Below are 21,544 nucleotides of genomic sequence, written 5' to 3' on the forward strand. Positions count from 1 at the left end.
CAACGAGAACAACAGCCATGAGCGACAACCGACAGTGGGCCCGCGAAGCCATCCGGATCATCGAAGCTGACTTTCAGCGCAGCGCCGACACGCACCTGATCCCCTTGCCGCTGCCGGGGTTCCCGGGTATCGATTTGTATTTCAAGGACGAGTCCAGCCATCCCACCGGCAGCCTCAAGCACCGTCTGGCCCGTTCGCTGTTTCTCTACGCCTTGTGTAACGGCTGGCTCAAGCCCGGCGCGCCGGTGATCGAGGCGTCCAGCGGTTCAACGGCGATTTCCGAAGCGTACTTTGCGCGGATGCTGGGGTTGCCGTTCATTGCGGTGATGCCGGCGACCACGTCCAAGGAGAAGATTGCCCAGATCGCGTTCTACGGTGGCCAGAGTCATCTGGTGGACGATCCGACCCAGATCTATGCCGAATCCGAACGCCTGGCCCGCGAGCACGACGGTCACTTCATCGACCAGTTCACCTACGCCGAGCGCGCCACCGACTGGCGGGCGAACAACAACATCGCCGAGTCGATCTTCCAGCAGATGCGCTACGAGCAGCACCCTTGCCCGGCCTGGCTGATTTCCAGCCCCGGCACCGGTGGCACCACCGCGACCCTCGGCCGTTACGTGCGCTATCGCCAGCACTGCACCCGCGTGCTGTGCGCCGATGCCGAGCGTTCGGTGTTCTTCGATTTTTACCAGACCGGTGATGCCAGCCTGCGTCTGGACCACGGTTCGCGGATCGAAGGCATCGGCCGGCCACGGGTGGAGGCGTCGTTCCTGCCGAAGGTGATCGATGCGATGGTCAAGGTGCCGGATGCCTTGTCGCTGGCGGCCATGCATTACCTGGCGCGGCGTCTGGGGCGGCATGTGGGCGGGTCGAGCGGCACCAACCTGATCGGCGCGCTGATGGCGGCGCAGCAGATGAAAGCGGCGGGGGAGTCGGGGTCGATCGTGGCGATTCTGTGCGATGGCGGCGAGCGCTACGCAGACACGTATTACGATCAGGCGTGGCTCAAGGCGCAGGGCTATGAGCTGGAGGGATTGATGGCGGCTGTGGCAGCAAGTGCCGAGAAGGGTGAAGCGCTGCCAGCCTCGGTTCTGCGCGCCAATATTTGATACACCCGGAACTTAATGTGGGAGCAAGCCCGCTCCCACAATTTTCCGGTATCAGGCCTCGAGGCCCAGGATGTCACGCGCTACAGCTTCGGCAATGCGAATCCCGTCAACGCCCGCCGACAGAATCCCGCCCGCATACCCCGCACCTTCACCGGCCGGGAACAGACCCTTCACGTTCATGCTCTGCAGCGATTCGTTACGCGTGATCCGCAGCGGCGACGAAGTCCGCGTCTCGATCCCGGTCAGCACCGCATCGTGCAGCGAATAGCCGCGAATCTGCTTCTCGAACGCAGGCAACGCCTCACGGATTGCCTCGATGGCAAAGTCCGGCAGCGCCAGGGCCAGATCCCCGAGTGCCACGCCCGGCTTGTACGAAGGTTCAACCTCGCCCAGTTCGGTGGACGGCGTGCCGTTGATGAAGTCGCCAACCAATTGCGCCGGTGCCTTGTAGTCACTGCCGCCGAGGATGAAGGCGTGGGATTCCAGACGCTCCTGCAACTCGATGCCGGCCAGCGGGCCGCCCGGGTAATCGACTTCCGGGGTGATGCCGACGACGATGCCGGAGTTCGCGTTGCGCTCGTTACGCGAGTACTGGCTCATGCCGTTGGTGACCACACGATTCGGCTCGGAGGTTGCAGCGACAACGGTGCCGCCCGGGCACATGCAGAAGCTGTAGACCGAACGGCCGTTTTTGGCGTGGTGTACCAGTTTGTAGTCGGCGGCTCCCAGCTTGGGGTGACCGGCATACTTGCCCAGCCGCGCACGGTCGATCAGCGATTGCGGGTGCTCGATGCGGAAACCCACCGAGAACGGCTTGGCTTCCATGAACACACCACGGCTGTGCAGCATGCGGAAAGTATCGCGGGCGCTGTGGCCCAGCGCCAGGATCACGTGTTTCGAATGCAGGGTTTCGCCGCTGGCCAGCTCGACGCCGACCAGTTGGCCGTCTTCGATCAGCACGTCGGTGACGCGTTCCTGGAAGCGAACTTCACCACCCAGGGCGCGAATCTCTTCACGCATGGTTTCGACCATGCCGGTCAGGCGGAACGTACCGATGTGCGGCTTGCTGACGTAGAGGATTTCTTCCGGTGCGCCGGCCTTGACGAATTCGTGCAGCACCTTGCGGCCGAGAAACTTCGGGTCCTTGATCTGGCTGTACAGCTTGCCGTCGGAGAACGTGCCCGCGCCGCCTTCACCGAACTGCACGTTGGACTCGGGGTTGAGCACGCTTTTGCGCCACAGGCCCCAGGTGTCTTTGGTGCGCTGGCGCACTTCGGTGCCGCGTTCGAGGATGATCGGCTTGAAGCCCATCTGGGCCAGCAGCAGGCCGGCGAAGATCCCGCACGGACCGAAGCCGACCACGATCGGGCGCTGGCTCAGGTCGCTTGGCGCCTGGCCGACGAATTTGTAGCTGACATCCGGCGCCACGTTGACGTTGCGGTCATCGGCGAACTTGGCCAGTACCTTGGCCTCGTCGCGCACTTCGAGGTCGATGGTGTAGATGAAGCACAGTTCGGAGGACTTTTTGCGCGCATCGTAGCTGCGCTTGAACAAGGTGAAATCGAGCAGCTCATCGCTGGCAATGCCCAGGCGCTGCACGATGGCGGCGCGCAGGTCTTCGTCGGGATGGTCGATCGGCAGCTTGAGTTCAGTGATTCGTAACATGACAGGATCCGGTTCGCGGGGCGCACAACTGCGCCAGGGCGTTTGAAGGCGGCGATTATAAGCCGCAACGGCCGGATCCCGTGAGGGTTAAACGATCAGTCGTTGCGTGAACCGCCGAAATACCCGCAACCGCGCTGCACCTTGCCGTCGATACGCAGTTCGGCGCTCATGTGCTGCACGCTGCCGGTGTTGCTGTCGACGCACCGCTGCGGCGCCACCCACAGCTCGATGCGCTGGTTGTTGGCTTCGCTGCTGAGGTTGAAACGACCGTCGCCCAATTGCTCTTCGACGTAAGGCACTGCCAGCGGTGGTTGACCTTCGCGGTCGATGACCATGCCTTTGCCGCTGACCTTGACGTTCCATTCCGGGCCATGGCCGGCAGCGCGCAGGATCATTTGTTTGAAGTTGGGGTCGTCACAGGCAGTGCCGGAACGTTCGACGCGGTACAACTGGGTCAGGTCGAGACGATCACCGGCGATCTTGCCGCGTACGTCGGCGAACAGCTTGCCCTGTTGATCGGCCAGGGTGGCGGCCTCCTGCAGGACGCTGGTGCCGCCGACGTCGTTGATCACGTACTGGCGCTGCTCGCCGCAGGCCTGGAACACCAGTTTGCCGTCGGCCGCGGTCAGTTGCCCCTGCATCCGCGTCTGGCCGACGTGGGAGGCGCTTGTCCGCGCACCGTCGAACAACTGGCACGCGGCAAACAGAGGGAGCAGGGCAACAACGATCAAGGAACGGGCAACACGCATCTTCGGCTCTCCAGACAAGTGCCGTCACGTTACGCAGGCTGACCGTTCATCACAAGGGTTTAGCCCACGTGAAATGTCTGACCTGTCTGCAAGCCTTCGACACTTTTGGCGTAGGCCAATGCCACATCCGCTGCGGGAACCGGCTTGTAGCCGCGGAAGTACGGGGCGTAGCTGCCCATGGCTTCCACCAGAACGGTCGGGCTGATCGAGTTCACGCGCAGGCCGCGTGGCAGCTCGATGGCCGCTGCGCGGACGAAGCTGTCCAGCGCGCCGTTCACCAGTGCAGCCGAAGCACCGCTGCGGATCGGGTCGTGGCTGAGCACGCCGGTGGTGAAGGTGAACGATGCACCGTCGTTGGCAAATTCGCGACCGATCAGCAGCAGATTGACCTGGCCCATCAGTTTGTCTTTCAGGCCGAGGGCGAAGCTGGCTTCGTTCATGTCTCCCAGCGGGGCGAAGGTCACGTTGCCAGCGGCGCACACCAGCGCATCGAACTTGCCGGTCTGTTCGAACAGCTTGCGGATCGACGCGCTGTCGCTGATGTCCACCTGGAAATCGCCGCTGCGGCGGCCGATGCGAATGACTTCGTGACGCTGCGACAGTTCTTTGTCCACCGCCGAACCGATGGTGCCGCCAGCGCCGATCAACAGAATTTTCATCGTACTTGCCTCAAGTGATTGAACGAGCTTTCAGTCTAGAGTGGTTTTTTTCGCTGATAAGCGCGCTAATGGGCAACCTTTGGTTTTCAAATGGAAACAATCCATGAGCGAGATCGACGATCTGGCGGCGTTCGCGGTATTGATCGAGGCCGGCAGTTTTACCTTGGCGGCGCAGCAACTGGGGTGCAGCAAGGGGCAGTTGTCCAAGCGCATCAGTCAGTTGGAGGCGCAGTTTTCCGTGGTGTTGCTGCAACGCACCACGCGTCGGTTGAACCTGACAGCGGCCGGCGCGGCGTTGTTGCCGCAGGCCCAGGCGCTTGTCGTCCAGGTCGAAAGAGCGCGTCAGGCATTGGCACGTTTGAAGGACGACATGGCAGGTCCGGTACGTATGACCGTGCCGGTGTCGCTGGGGGAAACCTTCTTCGACGGTCTGGTGCTGGAGTTTTCGCAGAAATACCCCGAAGTGCAGATCGAACTGGAGCTGAACAACAGTTACCGCGACCTGTCCCGCGACGGTTTCGATCTGGCGATCCGCACTGAAGTGGCCAACGACGAGCGACTGGTAGCCAAGCCTTTGCTGGCCTGGCAAGAAATGACCTGCGCCAGTCCGGCCTACCTTGAACGTTTCGGCGAACCGCTTTCGCCACAGGCGCTGACCGAACATCGTTGCCTGCTCAACAGTCACTACGGCGGCCGCGAAGAGTGGCTGTACCACCAGCAGCACGAGCTGTTGCGGGTACGGGTGTCGGGGCCGTTCGCCAGCAATCATTACAGCCTGCTGAAAAAGGCCGCACTCGCTGGCGCCGGCATCGCTCGACTGCCGTCCTATCTGTTGCAGACGGAATTGGCTGACGGCCGATTGCGCTGGCTCCTTCGGGATTTTCAGACCCGGCGCATGCCGATGTATCTGGTGCATCCGTATCAGGGCGGGCTGCCGAGGCGTACTCAAGTGCTGGCGGACTATCTGATCGGCTGGTTCAAGCGCAGCGGCGAGGCCCTGGACCGTCTTCAGCGGTAACGTCGTGCGATCAGATGATCGATCGACAATTTGCCCGGTCCGGTGGTCATCAGGTACAGCAACACTGCCGCCCAGGTGCCGTGAGTCGGGTAAGCGTCGGGATACACGAACAGCTCGATGACCAGCGTCATGCCCAGCAATGCCAGCGCTGAAAACCGGGTAGCGAAACCGACGAGGATCAGGATCGGGAAAAAGTGTTCGGCGAACGCAGCCATGTACGCGGCGATTTCCGGTGACAGCAGCGGCACGTGGTATTCGCTCTGGAACAGCGGAATCGTCGAGTCCGCCAGATGTGGCCAGCCAATCTGGAACGTGCCGTCGATCAGGTCGATGGCCAGGCCCTCGACCTTGGTCTGCCCGGATTTCCAGAACACTGCGGCGATGGAGAAACGGGCGATGAAGGCGATCAGGCTGTGCGGGATTTTTTCCAGCAGCGCAATGGCGCGGGCAGTGAGGCTGTTCATGGCGAATCCTTGTGATGTAAATGGGTGATGGCCTGGCGACTGATCAACAGGGCGAGGGTCTGGCCGAGATCGAAGGCGTCTGCGGATGCCAGCGCCTGGGTAAGTGAAAGGCCGGCCTTGAGCTGGCGAATGAACTGGCTGATGCCGAGATCCACGTTGAATACCTCGACCTCCAGCCCGTTGCGCAGGATCAGCGCGTGCTGGGCCTGATTCAGATCGATGCCGGCCAGGGTCGCGTCGTGCTGATGCGCGGCCCAGATGTCCACCACGGCGAAGTTTGAATCGAGCAGATACAGCGAAGGATGCAGGCCGATCCGCAGTTCGTTCAGCCCATCGGCATCTGCAAATACAGTGGCGATCCGCTCCTGACTCAGAGGCAACGCATCGGCCGCGTGATAGGCCAGCGTGCGCAGGCGTTCCAGTCTTGCCACGTCGTCCAGATAGGGAACGCTCGCGGCAGGTTCGAACCCGCTGATGAAGTCCGCCAGCTCACTGCCGTAGTCGCTCATCAACGGGCTTCGTGGTGGGTGGTTTTGAATGAAAACTCCGGCCATGGCCCGAAAGAACTCGTCACCCACCAACTGCATCACCACGGGATAACTGTCGGCCAATGCATTGATCAGCGAACCCTGCACGTTGTTGCGGTACACCGCGAAACGACTGGCCGGATCGGCGCCGTTGGCACTGCACAAACCGTCGGGGCAGGGCAGGTCGGTATCGAGCAACGCTGCGTTGAATGCGGCTTGAGTGCTCATCGCCGAGCTCCCGCGCACAGCAACAGCTCATCGGCCTGCTGCGCTTCGGCCATCAGCACATCGAAGGCCGGCACCTGATTGTCCCGTTCGATCAGCGTCGCCACCGGGCCGACGCGCTCCAGCGCCTGGCGGTACAGCGCCCAGACGGCCTGATCGATCGGTGCGCCGTGATCGTCGATCAGCAAGCGATCACCGAGGCTGTCGGCATCTTCGGCAAACCCCGCCAGATGGATCTCGCCAACTGCATGCAAAGGCAGTGCGTCGAGGTAGGCCAGGGGGTCGCGCTGATGATTGATGCATGAGACGTAGACGTTGTTCACGTCCAGCAACAGACCGCAGCCGCTGCGCCGAATGACTTCACGGATGAACTCCGCTTCGTCGATGGTCGAGCGCTCGAACGCCAGATAGGTCGCCGGATTCTCCAGCAACATCGGACGTTTGAGGGTGTTCTGTACCTGGTCGATGTGTTCGCAGACGCGGTTCAGCGTCGGCGTGTCGTAAGCCAGGGGCAGCAGGTCATTGAGAAACACCGGGCCGTGAGTCGACCAGGCCAGGTGTTCGGAAAAGGCGTGGGGTTGATAACGCTCGATCAGCGTACTCAGGCGTTTGAGGTGCTGAACATCCAGCGGGCCCTCGGCACCGATAGACAGGCCGACGCCATGCAGCGACAGCGGATACGCTTCTCGGATCAAACCCAGAAAATGATGAAACGGGCCGCCGGCCACCATGTAGTTTTCGGCGTGGACTTCGAAGAAACCGATGTCCGGAAGAGAACCGAGCACTTCACGAAAGTGCCCGGTCTTGAGCCCCAGCCCGGCGCGAGGCGGGAGCCCGGTGAGGGCTGCCCGAGTGCGGGGGGAGGCATGGTCGCAGGATGTGATCATGATCGACACTCGGGCAGCCTCCGGATCAGGACTTGGCCTTGAAGGCTTCCATCTGACCGAAACCGGTCGGCGAGGTTTTGCTTTCGGTGGTGGTGCAGGTGCCTTTTGGAACGAACTTCCAGGCGTTGGCCTGGTAATCCATTTTCGCCGTGCCTGCGCAGGTGGTGCCGGCGCCGGCGGCGCAGTCGTTATGACCTTTCATGGCCACGCCGAAGCATTTTTCCATGTTGCTGTTGTCGGCCGCCTGAACGGTCGAAACAGCGGCCATGGTCAGGGCGGAACCAAGGGCCAGAACCAGGGCGGTGGCGGACAGGGTGCGGGTGGTAGCAGTCATGATGTTTCTCCGGTTTGAACTTGGGTTGGAACAAGCGATGTGCGCTTGCTTACCCCACTAGAGAAACGACCTGGCGATACGTTACAGCGATCGCGAAAACAATTTTAAAAGCGCAAAAAAAACGGCCCGAAGGCCGTTTTCTGTTTAACGCGATCGATCAACCGCCGAGGTACGCCTCGCGCACTTTCGGGTCGGTCAGCAGCGCTTCACCGGTGCCTTGCATCACCACTCGGCCGTTCTCCAGAACGTACGCACGGTCAGCGATTTTCAGCGCCTGGTTGGCGTTCTGTTCGACCAGGAACACCGTCACACCGTCCTTGCGCAGCTGTTCGATGATGTCGAAGATCTGCTGGATGATGATCGGTGCCAGGCCCAGCGACGGCTCGTCGAGCAGCAACAGTTTCGGCTTGCTCATCAGCGCACGGCCGATGGCGAGCATTTGCTGTTCGCCGCCGGACATGGTGCCGCCGCGCTGGTTGAAGCGTTCTTTCAGGCGTGGGAAAAGTCCGAGAACCTTGTCCATCTGTTCCTGATAGTCGCCCTTGTCGGTGAAAAAACCGCCCATGGCCAGGTTTTCTTCGACGGTCAGGCGGGCAAACACCCGACGACCTTCCGGCACTACGGCGATGCTCTTGCGCATGATCTGCGACGAGTCCTGGCCGACCAGTTCCTCACCCATGTAGCGGATGCTGCCGCTGTGGGCCTGCGGCGAACCGCAGAGCGTCATCAGCAGGGTGGACTTGCCGGCACCGTTGGCGCCGATCAGGGTCACGATCTCGCCCTGGCGGACTTCGACGTTGACGCTGTGCAGGGCCTGGATCTTGCCGTAGAAGGTGGAAACGTTTTCGAACTGCAGCATTTACGCTTCCCCCAGGTAGGCTTTGATCACTTCAGGATTGTCGCGGATCTGTTCCGGCGTACCGTCGGCCAGAGGCGTGCCCTGGTTGATCACGACGATGTGGTCGGAAATGCTCATGACCAGTTTCATGTCGTGTTCGATCAGCAGCACGGTGACGTTGTGCTCTTCACGCAGCACGCTGATCAGCGCCTTGAGGTCTTCGGTTTCCTTCGGGTTCAGGCCGGCGGCCGGTTCGTCGAGCATGAGGATCCGCGGACGGGTCATCATGCAGCGGGCAATTTCCAGGCGACGTTGCTGACCATACGCCAGAGTGCCGGCGGTACGGTTGGCGAACTCCTTGAGGTTGACCTTTTCCAGCCAGTATTCGGCGTACTCCATGGCCTCGCGCTCGCTCTTGCGAAACGCCGGGGTCTTGAACAGGCCGGACAGGAAGTTGGTATTCAGGTGACGGTGCTGGGCGATCAACAGGTTCTCGACTGCCGTCATGTCCTTGAACAACCGCACGTTCTGGAAGGTGCGCACCACGCCCTTGAGGGCGATCTTGTGCCCCGGCAGGCCCTGGATCGGCTCGCCGTCCAGCAGGATGCTGCCGCCCGACGGCTGATAGAAACCGGTCAGGCAGTTGAACACGGTGGTCTTGCCCGCGCCGTTCGGCCCGATCAGTGCCACCACTTGTTTTTCCTTGACGGTCAGGGCCACGCCATTGACCGCCAGCAGACCGCCGAAGCGCATGCTCAGGTTTTCGACTTTAAGGATCTCGCGGCTCATTTTCGCAACTCCATGTGTGGGCGTTGCATCGGCAGCAGACCTTGTGGACGCCAGATCATCATCAACACCATCAGGGCACCGAACATCAACATGCGGTACTCGCTGAACTCACGCATCATTTCCGGCAACAGGATCATCACCACGGCCGCAAGAATCACGCCCAGTTGCGAGCCCATGCCACCCAGCACCACGATGGCGAGGATGATCGCCGACTCGATGAAGGTGAACGATTCCGGCGTCACCAGTCCCTGACGGGCAGCGAAGAAGCTGCCGGCGAAACCGGCGAAGCTCGCACCCAGGGTGAACGCCGACAGCTTGATCACGGTCGGGTTGAGACCCAGCGCGCGGCAGGCGATTTCATCTTCACGCAGCGCTTCCCACGCACGGCCGATCGGCATGCGCAGCAGGCGGTTGATGATGAACAGTGCGGCCAGCGCCAGCAGCAGGGCAACCAGGTAGAGGAAAATCACCTTGTTGATCGAGTTGTATTCCAGGCCGAAATACTCGTGGAAGGTTTGCAGGCCTTCCGCGGCCTTGCGTTCGAAGGTCAGGCCGAAGAACGTCGGTTTCTCGATGTTGCTGATCCCGTTCGGACCACCGGTGATGTCGGTCAGGTTGCGCAGGAACAGACGGATGATTTCCCCGAAACCGAGGGTCACGATCGCCAGGTAGTCACCGCGCAGACGCAAGACCGGGAAGCCGAGCAGGAAGCCGAACGTTGCCGACATCAGGCCGGCGATCGGCAGGCAGATCCAGAAGCTCAGGCCGTAGTAGTGCGACAGCAGCGCGTAGCTGTAGGCACCGACGGCGTAGAAGCCGACATAACCCAGGTCAAGCAGACCGGCCAGACCGACCACGATGTTCAGGCCCAGGCCGAGCATCACGTAGATCAGGATCAGCGTCGCGATGTCCACCGCACCACGGGAGCCGAAGAACGGCCACACCAGTGCACCGAGGATCAGCGCAATGATGATGTAGCGCTGAGTGGTCGGCAGGGTCAGGAAGTTGCTGGCCTTGGCCGGAATCAGCGGCATGCCTGGCGACGAACGCCACGCCTTGCTGATCTGCTGGTTGAACAGCACCCGCAGGAACATCAGCACCGAGCAGATGGCGATGGTCGCCAGAATGGCCGGGCTGGTGTTGTGAACTTCCAGGTTGATGCCGACGATGGTCAGTTTCAGACCCAATACCGGATAGGCCACGGCCCAGACCAGCAAGGCGCTGAACAGCGCCTGTTTAAGATTCCTAGTCATACTTTCTCAACCTCCGGACGGCCCAGAATGCCGGTCGGACGGAACAACAGCACCAGAACCAACAAGCCGAAAGCCACGACGTCCTTGTACTGGTCGCCGAAGATGTCGGCACCAAAGGCTTCCGCCACCCCGAGCACCAACCCGCCGAGCATGGCGCCGGGGATGCTGCCGATACCGCCCAGTACCGCGGCGGTGAAGGCCTTGAGGCCGACGAGGAAACCGGCGTTCGGGTTGATCACGCCGTACTGCATGCTCAGCAGTACCGCAGCGACAGCCGCCAGCGCGGCACCGATGACGAAGGTCAGGGCGATGATGTTGTTGGTGTTGATGCCCAGCAGGTTGGCCATCTTGATGTCTTCGGCGCAGGCGCGGCAGGCACGACCCAGGCGAGAGCGGGAGATGAACATGGTCAGGCCGAGCATGGCGACCAGGGTCACCACGAACACCACGATTTGCATGTAGGAAATCAGCACTTCATGTGCGCCACCTGGCCCAATGGAGAAGTTTCCGGGGATCAGGTTGGGGATGGATTTGTCCTTGGAGTCTTGCGCCAGCAGAACCGTGTTCTGCAGGAAGATCGACATACCGATGGCGGAAATCAGCGGGATCAGACGGTTGCTGCCGCGCAGGGGGCGGTAGGCGATCCGTTCGATGCTGTAACCGTAGGAACTGGTGACGACGATACTGGCGATGAACGCCGCGGTCATCAACAGCGGGACATTGTCGAGTCCCATCATGGCCAGCCCGGCGATGGCGATGAACGCCACGTAGGAACCGATCATGTACACCTCGCCGTGGGCGAAGTTGATCATTCCAATGATGCCGTAAACCATCGTATAGCCGATGGCGATCAAGGCATACGTGCTGCCAATGGTCAGGCCATTAACCAGCTGCTGGAAGAAGTGATAGATGTCAGGCATTACAGCGCTCCTAAAAACCTGATACGCATTTCACTGGTGGAGTCATTTTCCCGCCCGGCCCCGTGGATCTCTATCCACTTCGAATCCGGGTTTTGCCAGCGAACCGCTGATGACGGTTTTGAGATTTTCAGGTGGGGAGACTGGCGGATCACGCCAGCGCGGCCCAATACATTCGTAAAACAAAGCCCACGGCACGCCGTGGGCTTTATTGGCAGTCAGTCAGGCAGCGCCTTACTGAGGCGACACTTCGGTTTTAGGTTTGCCGAAGTGCCACTGGTAGACCACGAACTTGAAGTCCTTCAGGTCGCCCTTGGCGTCGAAGCTCAGGTCGCCGGTAGGGGTCTTGAAGGTGCCGGCGTGAATGGCAGCCGCCACTTTCGCAGGGTCTTCGGATTTGGCCGCGCTGATACCACCGGCAATCACTTCAACTGCCGAGTAGGACGGGAACACGAACGGGCCGCTCGGGTCTTCTTTCTTGGCCTTGAATGCATCAGCCAGCGCAACGTTGGCCGGATCCTGGTCGAAGGACTTCGGCAGGGTCACCAGCAGGCCTTCGGACGCGTCCTTGGCAATCTGCGAGATAGAGTCGTTACCCACGCCTTCCGGCCCCATGAACTTGGCTTTCAGGCCTTTTTCCTCGGACTGACGCAGGATCAGGCCCAGCTCCGGGTGGTAGCCGCCGTAGTAGACGAAGTCGACGTTGGCTTGCTTGAGCTTGGAGATCATCGAAGAGAAGTCCTTGTCGCCGGCGTTGACGCCTTCGAACACGGCGACTTTCACGCCTTTCTTCTCCAGGGTTGCCTTGACGGCGGTGGCGATGCCTTCGCCGTATTGCTGCTTGTCGTGCAGGACAGCAACGATTTTCGGCTTCACGTGATCGGCGATGTAGTTACCGGCGGCAGGGCCCTGGGCGCTGTCCAGACCGATGGTGCGGAAGACCATCTTGTAACCACGGTTGGTGATGTCCGGGCTGGTGGCAGCCGGGGTGATCATGATCACGCCTTCGTCTTCGTAGATGTCCGAAGCAGGCTGGGTGGAGCTGGAGCACAGGTGACCGACCACGAACTTGACGCCGTCGTTGACGACCTTGTTCGCTACCGCTACCGCTTGTTTTGGATCGCAGGCGTCATCGTATTCAACGGCTTCGAGTTTCTTGCCGTCGACGCCGCCCTTGGCGTTGATCTGTTCGATGGCCATTTTGGCGCCACTGAACTGCATGTCGCCGTACTGGGCTACTGGACCGGTTTTAGGGCCGGCGATACCGATCTTGATGGTGTCAGCTGCGAACGAATGGCTGGCCGCCCCGGCCAGTACCATAGCGGCAAACAGTTTGGAAATCTGCTTAGTAGCCTTAGTCATAGTGCTCCACTCTTACTGTTGTATTTTTTTAGAGTCCTGGCGCCGTAGCAACAGAACCGGGCTGGATATCTTCGCGATACCTTCCGGAAATGCCCCCGGCAACTGTACCGGTACAGTGTAGAGCGCCGGTTGTTGGCCTGGGAAGCTGGCGCCAAGGGGCAAAACCTGAGGGTGTCGCTTTAATGAAAGAAAAAGACAGAATTGCGGCGGGTCTTTCAGAGGGCTTATGCCTCAATCATCAGCATTCCTTGGCTTTCCTGCGCTTTTCGTTCGGTACAGCCTTTTGCTACCGGGTTTTTCTGCCGGACCACCGACGTTATCATTCGCGCCGATTTCTTTTCCGGACAGTCCCATGAATCAAGAACCTAGCACCCTCTATGCCAAGCTGCTTGGTGAAACCGCATCTATTACCTGGAAGGAGCTGGAGCGCTTCTACGCCCAGGGTGCCCTATTGTGGGTCGACGGCGACCTGGATTTGATCGCCGTCGCCGAAGCCGTGGCCTCGGATCAAGGCGAGAAAGTCGCTGCCTGGCTGGCCGAAGACAAGGTCGCGAAGCTGTCTGAAACGCGGGCGCTGGATATTTTCGAACGTGATCCGCAGATGTGGGCGGTGGTGGTACGGCCGTGGATTCTGGTCCAGGAAAGGGCGTCGGTCTGAAGGGTTGCACCTTGTTGGTGCGAGCAAGTGCCGGAAAAAAGTGTGTAGCCGAGTAGCGTGATGGCACGTTGCCGTAGAGAAACGCCACAAGCGCAGGTGGCATAACGGTGACGTAAACGTAACGGGCACAGTTTAGTAAGCAGCCTAACGGCTGCTTAATTGTTTCGGGATGTTGGAAAAGCCTGAAATCTTCAGTGAATTGCAGGGCCCCTTCGCGAGCAAGCCCGCTCCCACAGGAGACGCATTCCAATGTGGGAGCGAGCCTGCTCGCGATGGCGGCGCCTCGGTCTGATGTCAGACCGAGTAAGTCTTGCCGGTATGGTTATTGAGCGAAATAACCTTGGTCTTGCCGATCCGGTGACGATAGATCTCGCGCAGGTACTTGATCGACTTCTTCACGCAGTCTCGCGACAGACGAATGTCGTTGATCGAGACAAACTTCTCTTTGTCGTTGATCAGCTCGCGGTACTTCTTCTCGTACATCGGCTTGATCGCGTACCAGTTGGTATCGAGGATCTTCGCCGGGTTCTCGAACTCGTTGAGCAGGTCGTCGATGCGCGCTTCGTCGAATTCCTCATTGATGATGAAGTCGAGGATCGAGTTGTCGAGGGTTTCGTCGAAACGGTACGGGGTCTTCGCGAAGCAACGCTTGATGAACGCCACGATCAGGGTCAGGAAGTCGTCCGACAGGCACGGGCTCTTGGCGATCAGGGTGGTCAGCGACAGGTTGGCCGATGCACCGATCACCAGCGCGTAGCGCTTGAGCGTGGTGTTGGGGAACAGGCTGTTGAGGTGAGTCTTCAACCGGTTCAGGTCCATGTACGACAGCTTGTAGTCTTTCGGCAGCGAGACGATCGAGACCACCGACGAGCAGTTCTTGAAAAAGTGCAGGTCGTGCAGCGCGGCGGCGTCGTAGCCGGAATTCTTGTACTGCTCAAGCGACGCGCGGTAGCGCTTGGATTCGATCGGCAGCAGGCTGATGCCTTCGATGGCCTGAGTGACCTTGTTGAAGTGCGGCAGATCGATCGAGCGGAAGAACAGGTCGTCGATGTTCAGGCGCTGCGGTTCTTTGTCGAACACCTTGAACTTGTCGCTGCTCGGTGGCGGCGTTTCCGGCACTACCGATTCTGCGTAGGCAATCGCCACCGGGCCGGCCAGACTCATGAACAGGTCGTTGGCGTCCAGGCGAATGGTCTCGCCGATGTCGATGCCGGCGCGACGGAAATAGTTCTGGTCGTAGTCGGTCGTGACCGCCTGGGCCGTCAGAATGTTGAAGATCTGCTGCGAGATGTACTGGTTGGCGTGCTTCTCCATCGCATTGACATCAATGTTCTGGATGTTGCCGTCATCGCTCTCTTCGGCGTAACGCATGATGTCGTTGGAAATCAGCATCATCGCGTTCCATGGGCGGATACGGCCCATGACGCTGGCTTCGCTGCTGTCTTCGTTGGCGAAGTTGTACGAGAAATCCCATTCTTCCGACAGGTATTTGCACAGCAGGCGACCGGCGTTGATGTGCAGCGCCTCGGACATTTCGCTGCGGTGGTCGGAAATGTTCGGCAGCACGCAGATGCCGCTGGTGAAGATCGGTTCGAACACGAACGAATGACCGCTCTTGCCGTCATGCTCGTCCATCGGCTTGGTGTCGAACGTCTTGTTCATGTACGAGTGCTGCTGGGCCAGGCCGAATTCCGAGGCCATGCCCGAGCCGGTACCGCCGCCGGCACTGAAGATCGAGAAATACAGGCGCGACTGGTTGGCCTTGATGCCGCAGCTGTCGATCAGGTACGAGTGGATCATTTTCCAGTCAGGGCTGGAGAAACGCTGGGTGTCCTTGTTGAGGATGATCTTCGCCAGGTACTGGCCGAGGATCGGCGCGTTACCGGCGCCACCGGCGTGGACTTCGGACAAGTCCATGATCTTCATTTTGCTGTAGTCGCGCAGGAAGCCGCTTTTTTCGCCCTTGCGCGAGAAGCGGATGCGCCCGGCGATGTCCTTGTCGAGGTCGCCGAGCATCACCAGCGGCTCGACCAGGAACACTGGCTTGGTCGACTTGTTCGGGCCGATCCGCAGGTTCTGCTTGATCCACTGGGCCGGGCTGTAGCCTTTGTCGGAGGCCAGACGACGGTCGGCCGCGCGGTCTTCATTGTTGAATTCGTTGAGGTAGAACTTGCGCGCGTTGTACACCAGCTCCGCCACGTCGAGGGCGATGTTGGAACCGCAGCGACCGAGGCCGATCAGGCACACCGACGGGAATTCCTGGTCGTTGTGCTGCTCGTTGTCACCTTCCAGGTGCGGCGGACGCGGGAACACCAGATCACGCAGGCCGTCGAGGTTGTCGAGGATGCGGTCAGTGTTGGTTTCGGTGAAGTACAGGTATTGCTGGGTGCCCAGCGGGCGCGAGGGTGGCAATGGCTTCATCGGGGTGGGGCTGTTCGCTGCAGGGCTCAGGGTCAGATCGGATACCGCAGTGGCCGGATTATTTTTAGAGGTCATTGTGCGCCATGTACCTGGACTGGTTGGTTCGGCGACCGCTGTCGTCGAGCCTCACGGAATGGGATCTCGCGTCTTTTTGCTGCGCGTATTTGGCCCGTGCGTCAGGGTCTTTGCCTGTGTGTCGCACGGGGGAATCCTTTCCTGATTGATGATGGATCGGCCATTATTCGGCGATCTTTAATCAAAAGGAGGCGAAATGATGTCAACGCGACCTTCGTTGGGGTTTGCCGGAATCGGGCTGATGGGCCTGCCGATGTGCCGGCGTCTGCTGGCCGCCGGTTATCCGCTGACCGTGTGGAACCGCAACCCGGCCAAGTGCGCGCCGCTGGTCGAGGCGGGTGCCCGGCAAGTCGCAACCCCGGCCGAACTGTGCGGGCACGCCGACGTGGTGATGCTCTGTCTGGCGGACACGGCGGTGGTGCGCGAGGTGGTGTTCGGCCCGACCGGCGTGGCTGAAGGGGCGAAACCCGGTCAGTTGCTGGTGGATTTTTCCAGCCTCGAACCCACTGCCACCCGTGAGATGGCAGCCGAGCTGGCCGGCAAGACAGGCATGGCCTGGCTCGATTCGCCGGTGTCTGGCGGAGTGGCCGGGGCCGAGGCCGGCAGTCTGGCGATCATGGTCGGCGGAGATGAAACGGATCTTGATCGCGTACGCCCGGTTTTGCTCGCCCTCGGGCAACGCGTCACACACATGGGCGGTGTCGGCGCCGGTCAGGTGACCAAGGCCTGCAATCAGATGATCGTCGCCTGCAATGCTTTGGTGATCGCCGAAGTGGTGGCGCTGGCCGAACAGGCCGGGGTCGATGCCAGTCTGATCGCCGAAGCGCTGGCCGGTGGCTTTGCCGATTCCAAACCGTTGCAGATCCTCGCCCCGCAAATGGCCGAAAGCCGTTTCGAGCCGGTGAAGTGGCACGTGCGCACGCTGCTGAAAGATCTGGATACCGCAGTGAAGTTTTCCCGGGAAACCGGCTCGGCCACGCCGATCAGCGGATTGGCCGCACAACTGATGCGCCTGCATGGGGCGCAGGGCTTTTTGGAGAAAGATCCATCGACGCTGGTGCAAATGTTCCGCGGGCCAGAGACAACGGATTGACCGCGTGAGGGTGTTTGCGCTGATTGATTTCTTCGAGGACCGGGCGCAGTTCTTCCAGCGGCACCGGGCGGCTGAGCAGGTAACCCTGAATGAAGTCGCACCCGGAGCGCTCGAGGAATTCGTATTGCTCCAGGCTTTCCACGCCTTCGGTGACCACTTGCAAGTGCAGGGTGTGAGCCATGACGATGATCGCCTGGACGATCTCCATGTCGGCGGTGGCCTTGGGTATGTCGAGGATGAACGAACGGTCGACTTTCAAGGTGTTGAGCGGCAGACGCTTGAGGTAGGCGAGCGACGAATAGCCGGTACCAAAATCATCGATCGACAGCGATACCCCGAGGGCGCGGATCTGCCGCAACAGCACCAGCGTATTGGCGATGTTGCCCATCAGGGCGTTCTCGGTCACTTCCAGCTCGAGCCGTTCGGGGGCGACCCCGGCGCTGCGCAAGGCCCGTTCGATTTCGTTGGCCAGTTCTTCCCGGGCCAGGTTCAGCGGTGAGCAGTTCCAGGCGATTTTCAGTTCGTCGCAGCCATGGCGCGACAGTTCGCCAAGGTCTTCACAGGCCTTGCGCAGCACCCAGTTGTCCAGCTCGGCGATCAGGCCATTGTTTTCCGCAATGGCGATAAAACGGTCCGGAGTCAGCAGGCCGTGCACCGGGTGTTGCCAGCGAATCAGCGCTTCGAGCTTGGTGACCTTGCCGGTCTTCAATTCGAAGATCGGTTGGTAATACAGAATCAGCCCGTTTTCTTCGCGCAGGGCATGGCGCAATTCTTCTTCCAGTTGCAGTTCCTGGCTGGCGCGGTTTTTCAGGTTGCAGTCGAAGAAGTGCACGCCGTTGCGCCCGGCCCCCTTGGATTGGTACAGCGCCAGGTCCGCGTGCTTGAGCAGTTCCTCGCAAGTGGTGCCGTCCTCGGGAAACAGGCTGATGCCGATGCTGGTGGTCATCACCATGCGTCGTCCGGCCAGTTCGATCGGCTCTTTCATCTTGAGCATGATGCGCTGGGCCAGGTTGCGAGCCTCCTCGCGGTCCCGCAGGCCGATGAGGATGCAGAACTCATCGCCGCCGAAACGCGCGACCACGTCTTCGTGGCCGCGCACCGAGCCCTTGATGTGCTGGGCGATGACTTTGAGCAACTGGTCGCCGGCGTCATGACCGAGGCTATCATTGATGCGCTTGAAATGGTCGATGTCGAGAAACATCACCGCGAGCATGCCGCCCTCGGTGGATTTCTGGCTGAGTTTTTCGGCAAAGATCTGGTTGAAACCGCGACGGTTGATCAGGTTGGTCAGGGCATCGTAATTGGCCGCCTGCTGCAGCGACACGCGCGCCTGATCGAGCTGGCTGAGCAGCATGTTGACCCGGCGCAGGTCATCCTCCTTGTTCTGCAGTTTCTTGTCGGCCAGGGCGGCGCTGATGGCGCTGCCGAGGATCAGCAGGGTGATGAAGGCAACGGTGAGCCCCAGTTGCAGATGGTTGGTCTCGGCCTTGAGGGTAGGGATGTGTCCCTCCGGCAACATCAGGTTCAGCGCTGCCATGGCCGTGAAATGCATGCTGATGATGCCGGCGCCGAGAATCAGGGCGGCCACGTACTTGAGCATCTGGATGTGCAGACCGCTGCCTTCGCGCAAATACCCGGCCACCCACAGCGCGGCGAAACTGGCCGCGATGGCGATCACGATCGACAGGATGAACAGGATGGGATCGTAGTAGGCGCTGGCCGCCGACTGCATGGCGGCCATGCCGACGTAATGCATGCCGGCGATGCCCAGGCCGATGACAATGGCGGTCTTGAGGTATTGCAGCAGGCTGGGCTGTGGCTCGCTCAGGGTGTGCATTGCCAGCCAGGACGCCAGCAAGGCGATCAGCAGGGAGAACAGGGTGATGGCGAGGTCGTACTGGATGTCGATCGGAGTCTGGAACGCCAGCATGCTGATGAAATGCATGGCCCAGATGCCGCCGGCCAGGCAGGTGGCGCCGATCCAGCGCCAGAGCCTGCGCGATCCGAGGTCTTCGGCGTGGCCGACGCGTTCCGCCATGTCGAGGGTGGCAAAACTCGCGGCGCACGCCACCAGATAGGCGATCAGCACCAGCAATGGATTGTGTGTGCAATTGAGAATGATCTGCCCGCTGTGCGGCAGCTCGGCAACAAACTGCAAACCAAGCCACTCCATAGCATGCCCCGTCTCTGAGTGCTTCCTTACTGCGTCATGAACGCAGGCGAATGAATGCAGTATAGAGGCCGATTTCGGGGCGCAAGCCGTAGTGGCATATTGGTTCTAATGATTTTGGCATGAGCGCCATAGCGATTGGCGCTAAGGCTCAGGCGACCTCGTTCCAGTGCGGTTGCAACGGCGGCAGGCCGAAGCGGGCACGGGCCTTGTCGCAATCGGTGTTCTGCTCGCCGTTTTCCCACGACGCCTCGAACTCGCGGCAGGGGCTTGAGCGCTTGTCGTAGATCGTGCAACTCACCGCCTTTCCGACTTCGCCCTCCAGCGCGGTGCAGCGCGGCGCCTTGCGGTCGGTACCGATCATGGCGACCCGGCTGGGTGTGATCTGGGTGACCAGCTCATCGGGCACGGTCCCGCCGGAGGATGCGCATTCACCCCAGAAAAATGACACACGAAAATGGGAACAGCAGGCACCGCAATTCAGACACGGACTGACATCGGACATGGGAGGGGCATCAAAGGGATTGATCGGCAGGATCCGGACGGATCCGGCGGCCATTCTAGGCTTTGCCACGGCGTTGGGAAGGGGGGCGCGAAAGTATTTTTTCATTGCCGGATTTTTCCGCAAAACCCCCGGTTTTCGGGGGATTCGAGCCTTTTCAAGGGCTTACGTTTCGTTACAGTGCCATGGCTCCCTATCAGGCTGGCGAATGATCACAGACAGCCCCGACGAGCGTGACTAGATTGCAGGTTCCGGGCTCGAATGCGTCGGCAGTGAAGCCCCATAACAATAAAAGAGACGGACCCATGCAGAACTCGACCCAAGCGGCGAATGCCTGGCGCATTCTGTTCCTGTTGTTCCTCGCCAACCTGTTCAACTTCTTCGATCGCACCATCCCCGCGATCATCATCGAGCCGATCCGCATGGAATGGCACCTCAGCGACTTTCAGCTGGGGATCGTCGGCACCGCATTCACCATCGTTTATGCCATTGCCGGTCTGCCCTTGGGGCGCATGGCCGACACTGGCTCGCGCAGCAAATTGATGGGCTGGGGGTTGGCCACCTGGAGCGCGCTGACGGCGGTCAACGGCCTGGTGGGCAGCTTCTGGAGTTTTCTGCTGGTGCGCATGGGCATCGGCATCGGCGAGGCCAGTTACGCACCGGCGGCCAACTCGCTGATCGGTGACCTGTTCCCGGCCCACCGTCGGGCGCGGGCCATGGGCATCTTCATGCTGGGCCTGCCGTTGGGGCTGCTGTTGGCGTTTTTCACCATCGGCGCGATGGTCAAGGCCTTCGACAGCTGGCGCGCGCCGTTCTTCATTGCCGCGGTGCCGGGGCTGCTGCTGGCGGTGTTCATGTTTTTTATCAAGGAACCCAAGCGCGGCGCGGCAGAAACCGTGCAGGTGTCGCAAGAGAAGGTCGACAAGCCGATTCGCCGGGTGCTGGCGGTGCCGACGTTTCTGTGGCTGGTGATGGCCGGGTTGTGCTTCAACTTTGCGACGTATGCCTGCAACTCGTTTCTGGTGCCGATGCTGCAGCGCTATTTCCTGATGCCGTTGCAGGAGGCGGCGGTGGCCACCGGGCTGATCGTCGGTGTGACCGGTCTGATCGGCCTGACCCTCGGCGGCTGGATCGCCGACAAGATCCACCAGCGCGTGGCCAGCGGCCGGTTGCTGTTTGCAGCGTTCAGCCTGATTGTCTCCACCGTGTGCACGGCCTGGGCGCTGCATGCGGGACGGATCGAGATCGGTGTGTTTGTCGCGCTGTTCAGTGTCGGCTGGCTGTTTGCCTACAACTTCTACACCTGTGTCTACACGGCGATTCAGGACGTGGTCGAACCACGACTGCGGGCCACGGCGATGGCGCTGTTCTTTGCCGGGTTGTATTTGCTGGGCGGAGGTTTGGGGCCAGTGGTGGTGGGCGGTTTGTCGGATCACTTTGCCAAGTCGGCCATGATTTCGGCGGGGGCCGAACAGATGACCGAGGCATTCAAGGCTGTCGGCCTGCATGATGCGATGTACCTGATCCCGGTGGCGCTGTTCTTTACGATGGTGTTTCTGTTTCTGGCGTCGCGGTGTTTTGTGCGGGATGCGAAGCGGATGAAGGACGGGATGGTGGCGGTGGTTGAGCCAGAGGTTGCAGCGGTGACTGCATAACCGCCTTCGCGAGCAGGCTCGCTCCCACAGTGATCGAGGTCGTTCACAAATTATGTGATCGTTATAAAACCTGTGGGAGCGAGCCTGCTCGCGAAAGGGGTATAGGCATCTATCAATGATTTTCAGGCAAACAAAAAGGCCCGCATCGCTGCGGGCCTTTTCATGGGTGGC

At 60.6% G+C, this 21,544-nt stretch carries 20 protein-coding genes; 5 read left to right on the forward strand and 15 right to left on the reverse strand.

The window, feature by feature from the left end; all coding sequences use genetic code 11:
• Positions 1-17: 17 nt before the first annotated feature.
• Positions 18-1,112, forward strand: a complete 1,095-nt coding sequence (locus C6Y56_RS06255) for a PLP-dependent cysteine synthase family protein (RefSeq protein WP_169429154.1) — start codon at positions 18-20, stop codon at positions 1,110-1,112.
• 51 nt (positions 1,113-1,163) lie between these two features.
• Here the strand turns inward: C6Y56_RS06255 and C6Y56_RS06260 are convergent, their stop codons facing one another.
• The 3 genes from C6Y56_RS06260 to C6Y56_RS06270 all read right to left on the reverse strand — a co-directional run bounded on the left by C6Y56_RS06260 (position 1,164) and on the right by C6Y56_RS06270 (position 4,185).
• A complete protein-coding gene (locus tag C6Y56_RS06260; protein ID WP_169429155.1) occupies positions 1,164-2,777 on the reverse strand; it encodes an NAD(P)/FAD-dependent oxidoreductase in 1,614 nt (537 codons plus the stop codon).
• 95 nt (positions 2,778-2,872) lie between these two features.
• Positions 2,873-3,526 carry a COG3650 family protein gene (locus C6Y56_RS06265; protein WP_169429156.1) on the reverse strand — a complete coding sequence of 218 codons (654 nt, stop codon included), beginning with the start codon at positions 3,524-3,526 and terminating at the stop codon, positions 2,873-2,875.
• A gap of 59 nt (positions 3,527-3,585) precedes the next feature.
• On the reverse strand, positions 3,586-4,185 hold the full coding sequence (locus tag C6Y56_RS06270; protein WP_169429157.1) for a short chain dehydrogenase: 600 nt from the start codon (positions 4,183-4,185) through the stop codon (positions 3,586-3,588).
• A 103-nt stretch (positions 4,186-4,288) separates the two neighbouring features.
• Here C6Y56_RS06270 and C6Y56_RS06275 point away from each other — a divergent pair, with 103 nt between their 5' ends.
• On the forward strand, positions 4,289-5,203 hold the full coding sequence (locus tag C6Y56_RS06275; protein WP_169429158.1) for a LysR family transcriptional regulator: 915 nt from the start codon (positions 4,289-4,291) through the stop codon (positions 5,201-5,203).
• Here C6Y56_RS06275 and C6Y56_RS06280 read toward each other — a convergent pair.
• From C6Y56_RS06280 to C6Y56_RS06320, 9 genes are all read right to left on the reverse strand, one after another.
• Entirely contained in the window at positions 5,194-5,667 is a 474-nt protein-coding gene (locus tag C6Y56_RS06280) for a DoxX family protein (protein WP_169429159.1), read from the reverse strand. The two genes, C6Y56_RS06275 and C6Y56_RS06280, sit on opposite strands and share 10 nt — an antisense overlap.
• Positions 5,664-6,422: an HvfC/BufC N-terminal domain-containing protein gene (locus C6Y56_RS06285; RefSeq protein ID WP_169429160.1), complete on the reverse strand. Its 759-nt coding sequence runs from the start codon at positions 6,420-6,422 to the stop codon at positions 5,664-5,666. Before C6Y56_RS06285 ends, C6Y56_RS06280 begins: the two co-directional genes overlap by 4 nt.
• On the reverse strand, positions 6,419-7,306 hold the full coding sequence (gene bufB / locus C6Y56_RS06290; protein ID WP_169429161.1) for an MNIO family bufferin maturase: 888 nt from the start codon (positions 7,304-7,306) through the stop codon (positions 6,419-6,421). Before bufB ends, C6Y56_RS06285 begins: the two co-directional genes overlap by 4 nt.
• A gap of 25 nt (positions 7,307-7,331) precedes the next feature.
• On the reverse strand, positions 7,332-7,640 hold the full coding sequence (locus C6Y56_RS06295; protein ID WP_169429162.1) for a BufA1 family periplasmic bufferin-type metallophore: 309 nt from the start codon (positions 7,638-7,640) through the stop codon (positions 7,332-7,334).
• A gap of 157 nt (positions 7,641-7,797) precedes the next feature.
• Positions 7,798-8,499, reverse strand: coding sequence for an ABC transporter ATP-binding protein (locus C6Y56_RS06300; protein WP_085683273.1), 702 nt, complete (start codon positions 8,497-8,499; stop codon positions 7,798-7,800).
• Positions 8,500-9,267, reverse strand: a complete 768-nt coding sequence (livG, locus tag C6Y56_RS06305) for a high-affinity branched-chain amino acid ABC transporter ATP-binding protein LivG (RefSeq protein ID WP_007969480.1) — start codon at positions 9,265-9,267, stop codon at positions 8,500-8,502. It abuts the gene before it with no gap.
• Positions 9,264-10,520 (reverse strand): high-affinity branched-chain amino acid ABC transporter permease LivM, encoded by a 1,257-nt coding sequence (locus tag C6Y56_RS06310; protein WP_169429163.1) that lies wholly within the window; start codon positions 10,518-10,520, stop codon positions 9,264-9,266. Before C6Y56_RS06310 ends, livG begins: the two co-directional genes overlap by 4 nt.
• Positions 10,517-11,440 (reverse strand): high-affinity branched-chain amino acid ABC transporter permease LivH, encoded by a 924-nt coding sequence (gene livH, locus C6Y56_RS06315; RefSeq protein WP_169429164.1) that lies wholly within the window; start codon positions 11,438-11,440, stop codon positions 10,517-10,519. Before livH ends, C6Y56_RS06310 begins: the two co-directional genes overlap by 4 nt.
• A gap of 231 nt (positions 11,441-11,671) precedes the next feature.
• Positions 11,672-12,799, reverse strand: coding sequence for a branched-chain amino acid ABC transporter substrate-binding protein (locus tag C6Y56_RS06320; RefSeq protein WP_169429165.1), 1,128 nt, complete (start codon positions 12,797-12,799; stop codon positions 11,672-11,674).
• A gap of 352 nt (positions 12,800-13,151) precedes the next feature.
• On the opposite strand from C6Y56_RS06320, the gene C6Y56_RS06325 reads away from it, so the two are divergent.
• Complete coding sequence (locus C6Y56_RS06325) at positions 13,152-13,457, forward strand: DUF2288 domain-containing protein (RefSeq protein WP_169429166.1); 306 nt, start codon at positions 13,152-13,154, stop codon at positions 13,455-13,457.
• 294 nt (positions 13,458-13,751) lie between these two features.
• Here C6Y56_RS06325 and C6Y56_RS06330 read toward each other — a convergent pair whose 3' ends face one another.
• Entirely contained in the window at positions 13,752-15,953 is a 2,202-nt protein-coding gene (locus C6Y56_RS06330; protein WP_169429167.1) for a hypothetical protein, read from the reverse strand.
• Between the two features lie 196 nt (positions 15,954-16,149).
• Between C6Y56_RS06330 and C6Y56_RS06335 the strand changes: the two genes are divergently transcribed.
• Complete coding sequence (locus C6Y56_RS06335) at positions 16,150-17,046, forward strand: NAD(P)-dependent oxidoreductase (protein WP_169429168.1); 897 nt, start codon at positions 16,150-16,152, stop codon at positions 17,044-17,046.
• Here the strand turns inward: C6Y56_RS06335 and C6Y56_RS06340 are convergent.
• Complete coding sequence (locus tag C6Y56_RS06340) at positions 16,937-19,219, reverse strand: putative bifunctional diguanylate cyclase/phosphodiesterase (protein ID WP_169429169.1); 2,283 nt, start codon at positions 19,217-19,219, stop codon at positions 16,937-16,939. The two genes, C6Y56_RS06335 and C6Y56_RS06340, sit on opposite strands and share 110 nt — an antisense overlap.
• A 148-nt stretch (positions 19,220-19,367) precedes the next feature.
• Complete coding sequence (locus C6Y56_RS06345) at positions 19,368-19,721, reverse strand: YkgJ family cysteine cluster protein (RefSeq protein ID WP_169432602.1); 354 nt, start codon at positions 19,719-19,721, stop codon at positions 19,368-19,370.
• 302 nt (positions 19,722-20,023) lie between these two features.
• Here C6Y56_RS06345 and C6Y56_RS06350 point away from each other — a divergent pair, with 302 nt between their 5' ends.
• A complete protein-coding gene (locus tag C6Y56_RS06350) occupies positions 20,024-21,373 on the forward strand; it encodes a spinster family MFS transporter (RefSeq protein WP_169429170.1) in 1,350 nt (449 codons plus the stop codon).
• Positions 21,374-21,544: the final 171 nt, after the last annotated feature.

The organism is Pseudomonas fluorescens (assembly GCF_012974785.1).
Classification (GTDB): Bacteria; Pseudomonadota; Gammaproteobacteria; order Pseudomonadales; family Pseudomonadaceae; genus Aquipseudomonas; species Aquipseudomonas fluorescens_BT.

Bases quoted from the DNA above. Each gene is read 5' to 3' on its own strand.
- C6Y56_RS06255 (WP_169429154.1), top strand. From the start codon at position 18: ATGAGCGACAACCGACAGTGGGCCCGCGAAGCCATCCGGATCATCGAA.
- C6Y56_RS06260 (WP_169429155.1), bottom strand. From the start codon at position 2,777: ATGTTACGAATCACTGAACTCAAGCTGCCGATCGACCATCCCGACGAA.
- C6Y56_RS06265 (WP_169429156.1), bottom strand. From the start codon at position 3,526: ATGCGTGTTGCCCGTTCCTTGATCGTTGTTGCCCTGCTCCCTCTGTTT.
- C6Y56_RS06270 (WP_169429157.1), bottom strand. From the start codon at position 4,185: ATGAAAATTCTGTTGATCGGCGCTGGCGGCACCATCGGTTCGGCGGTG.
- C6Y56_RS06275 (WP_169429158.1), top strand. From the start codon at position 4,289: ATGAGCGAGATCGACGATCTGGCGGCGTTCGCGGTATTGATCGAGGCC.
- C6Y56_RS06280 (WP_169429159.1), bottom strand. From the start codon at position 5,667: ATGAACAGCCTCACTGCCCGCGCCATTGCGCTGCTGGAAAAAATCCCG.
- C6Y56_RS06285 (WP_169429160.1), bottom strand. From the start codon at position 6,422: ATGAGCACTCAAGCCGCATTCAACGCAGCGTTGCTCGATACCGACCTG.
- bufB (WP_169429161.1), bottom strand. From the start codon at position 7,306: ATGATCACATCCTGCGACCATGCCTCCCCCCGCACTCGGGCAGCCCTC.
- C6Y56_RS06295 (WP_169429162.1), bottom strand. From the start codon at position 7,640: ATGACTGCTACCACCCGCACCCTGTCCGCCACCGCCCTGGTTCTGGCC.
- C6Y56_RS06300 (WP_085683273.1), bottom strand. From the start codon at position 8,499: ATGCTGCAGTTCGAAAACGTTTCCACCTTCTACGGCAAGATCCAGGCC.
- livG (WP_007969480.1), bottom strand. From the start codon at position 9,267: ATGAGCCGCGAGATCCTTAAAGTCGAAAACCTGAGCATGCGCTTCGGC.
- C6Y56_RS06310 (WP_169429163.1), bottom strand. From the start codon at position 10,520: ATGACTAGGAATCTTAAACAGGCGCTGTTCAGCGCCTTGCTGGTCTGG.
- livH (WP_169429164.1), bottom strand. From the start codon at position 11,440: ATGCCTGACATCTATCACTTCTTCCAGCAGCTGGTTAATGGCCTGACC.
- C6Y56_RS06320 (WP_169429165.1), bottom strand. From the start codon at position 12,799: ATGACTAAGGCTACTAAGCAGATTTCCAAACTGTTTGCCGCTATGGTA.
- C6Y56_RS06325 (WP_169429166.1), top strand. From the start codon at position 13,152: ATGAATCAAGAACCTAGCACCCTCTATGCCAAGCTGCTTGGTGAAACC.
- C6Y56_RS06330 (WP_169429167.1), bottom strand. From the start codon at position 15,953: ATGACCTCTAAAAATAATCCGGCCACTGCGGTATCCGATCTGACCCTG.
- C6Y56_RS06335 (WP_169429168.1), top strand. From the start codon at position 16,150: ATGATGTCAACGCGACCTTCGTTGGGGTTTGCCGGAATCGGGCTGATG.
- C6Y56_RS06340 (WP_169429169.1), bottom strand. From the start codon at position 19,219: ATGGAGTGGCTTGGTTTGCAGTTTGTTGCCGAGCTGCCGCACAGCGGG.
- C6Y56_RS06345 (WP_169432602.1), bottom strand. From the start codon at position 19,721: ATGTCCGATGTCAGTCCGTGTCTGAATTGCGGTGCCTGCTGTTCCCAT.
- C6Y56_RS06350 (WP_169429170.1), top strand. From the start codon at position 20,024: ATGCAGAACTCGACCCAAGCGGCGAATGCCTGGCGCATTCTGTTCCTG.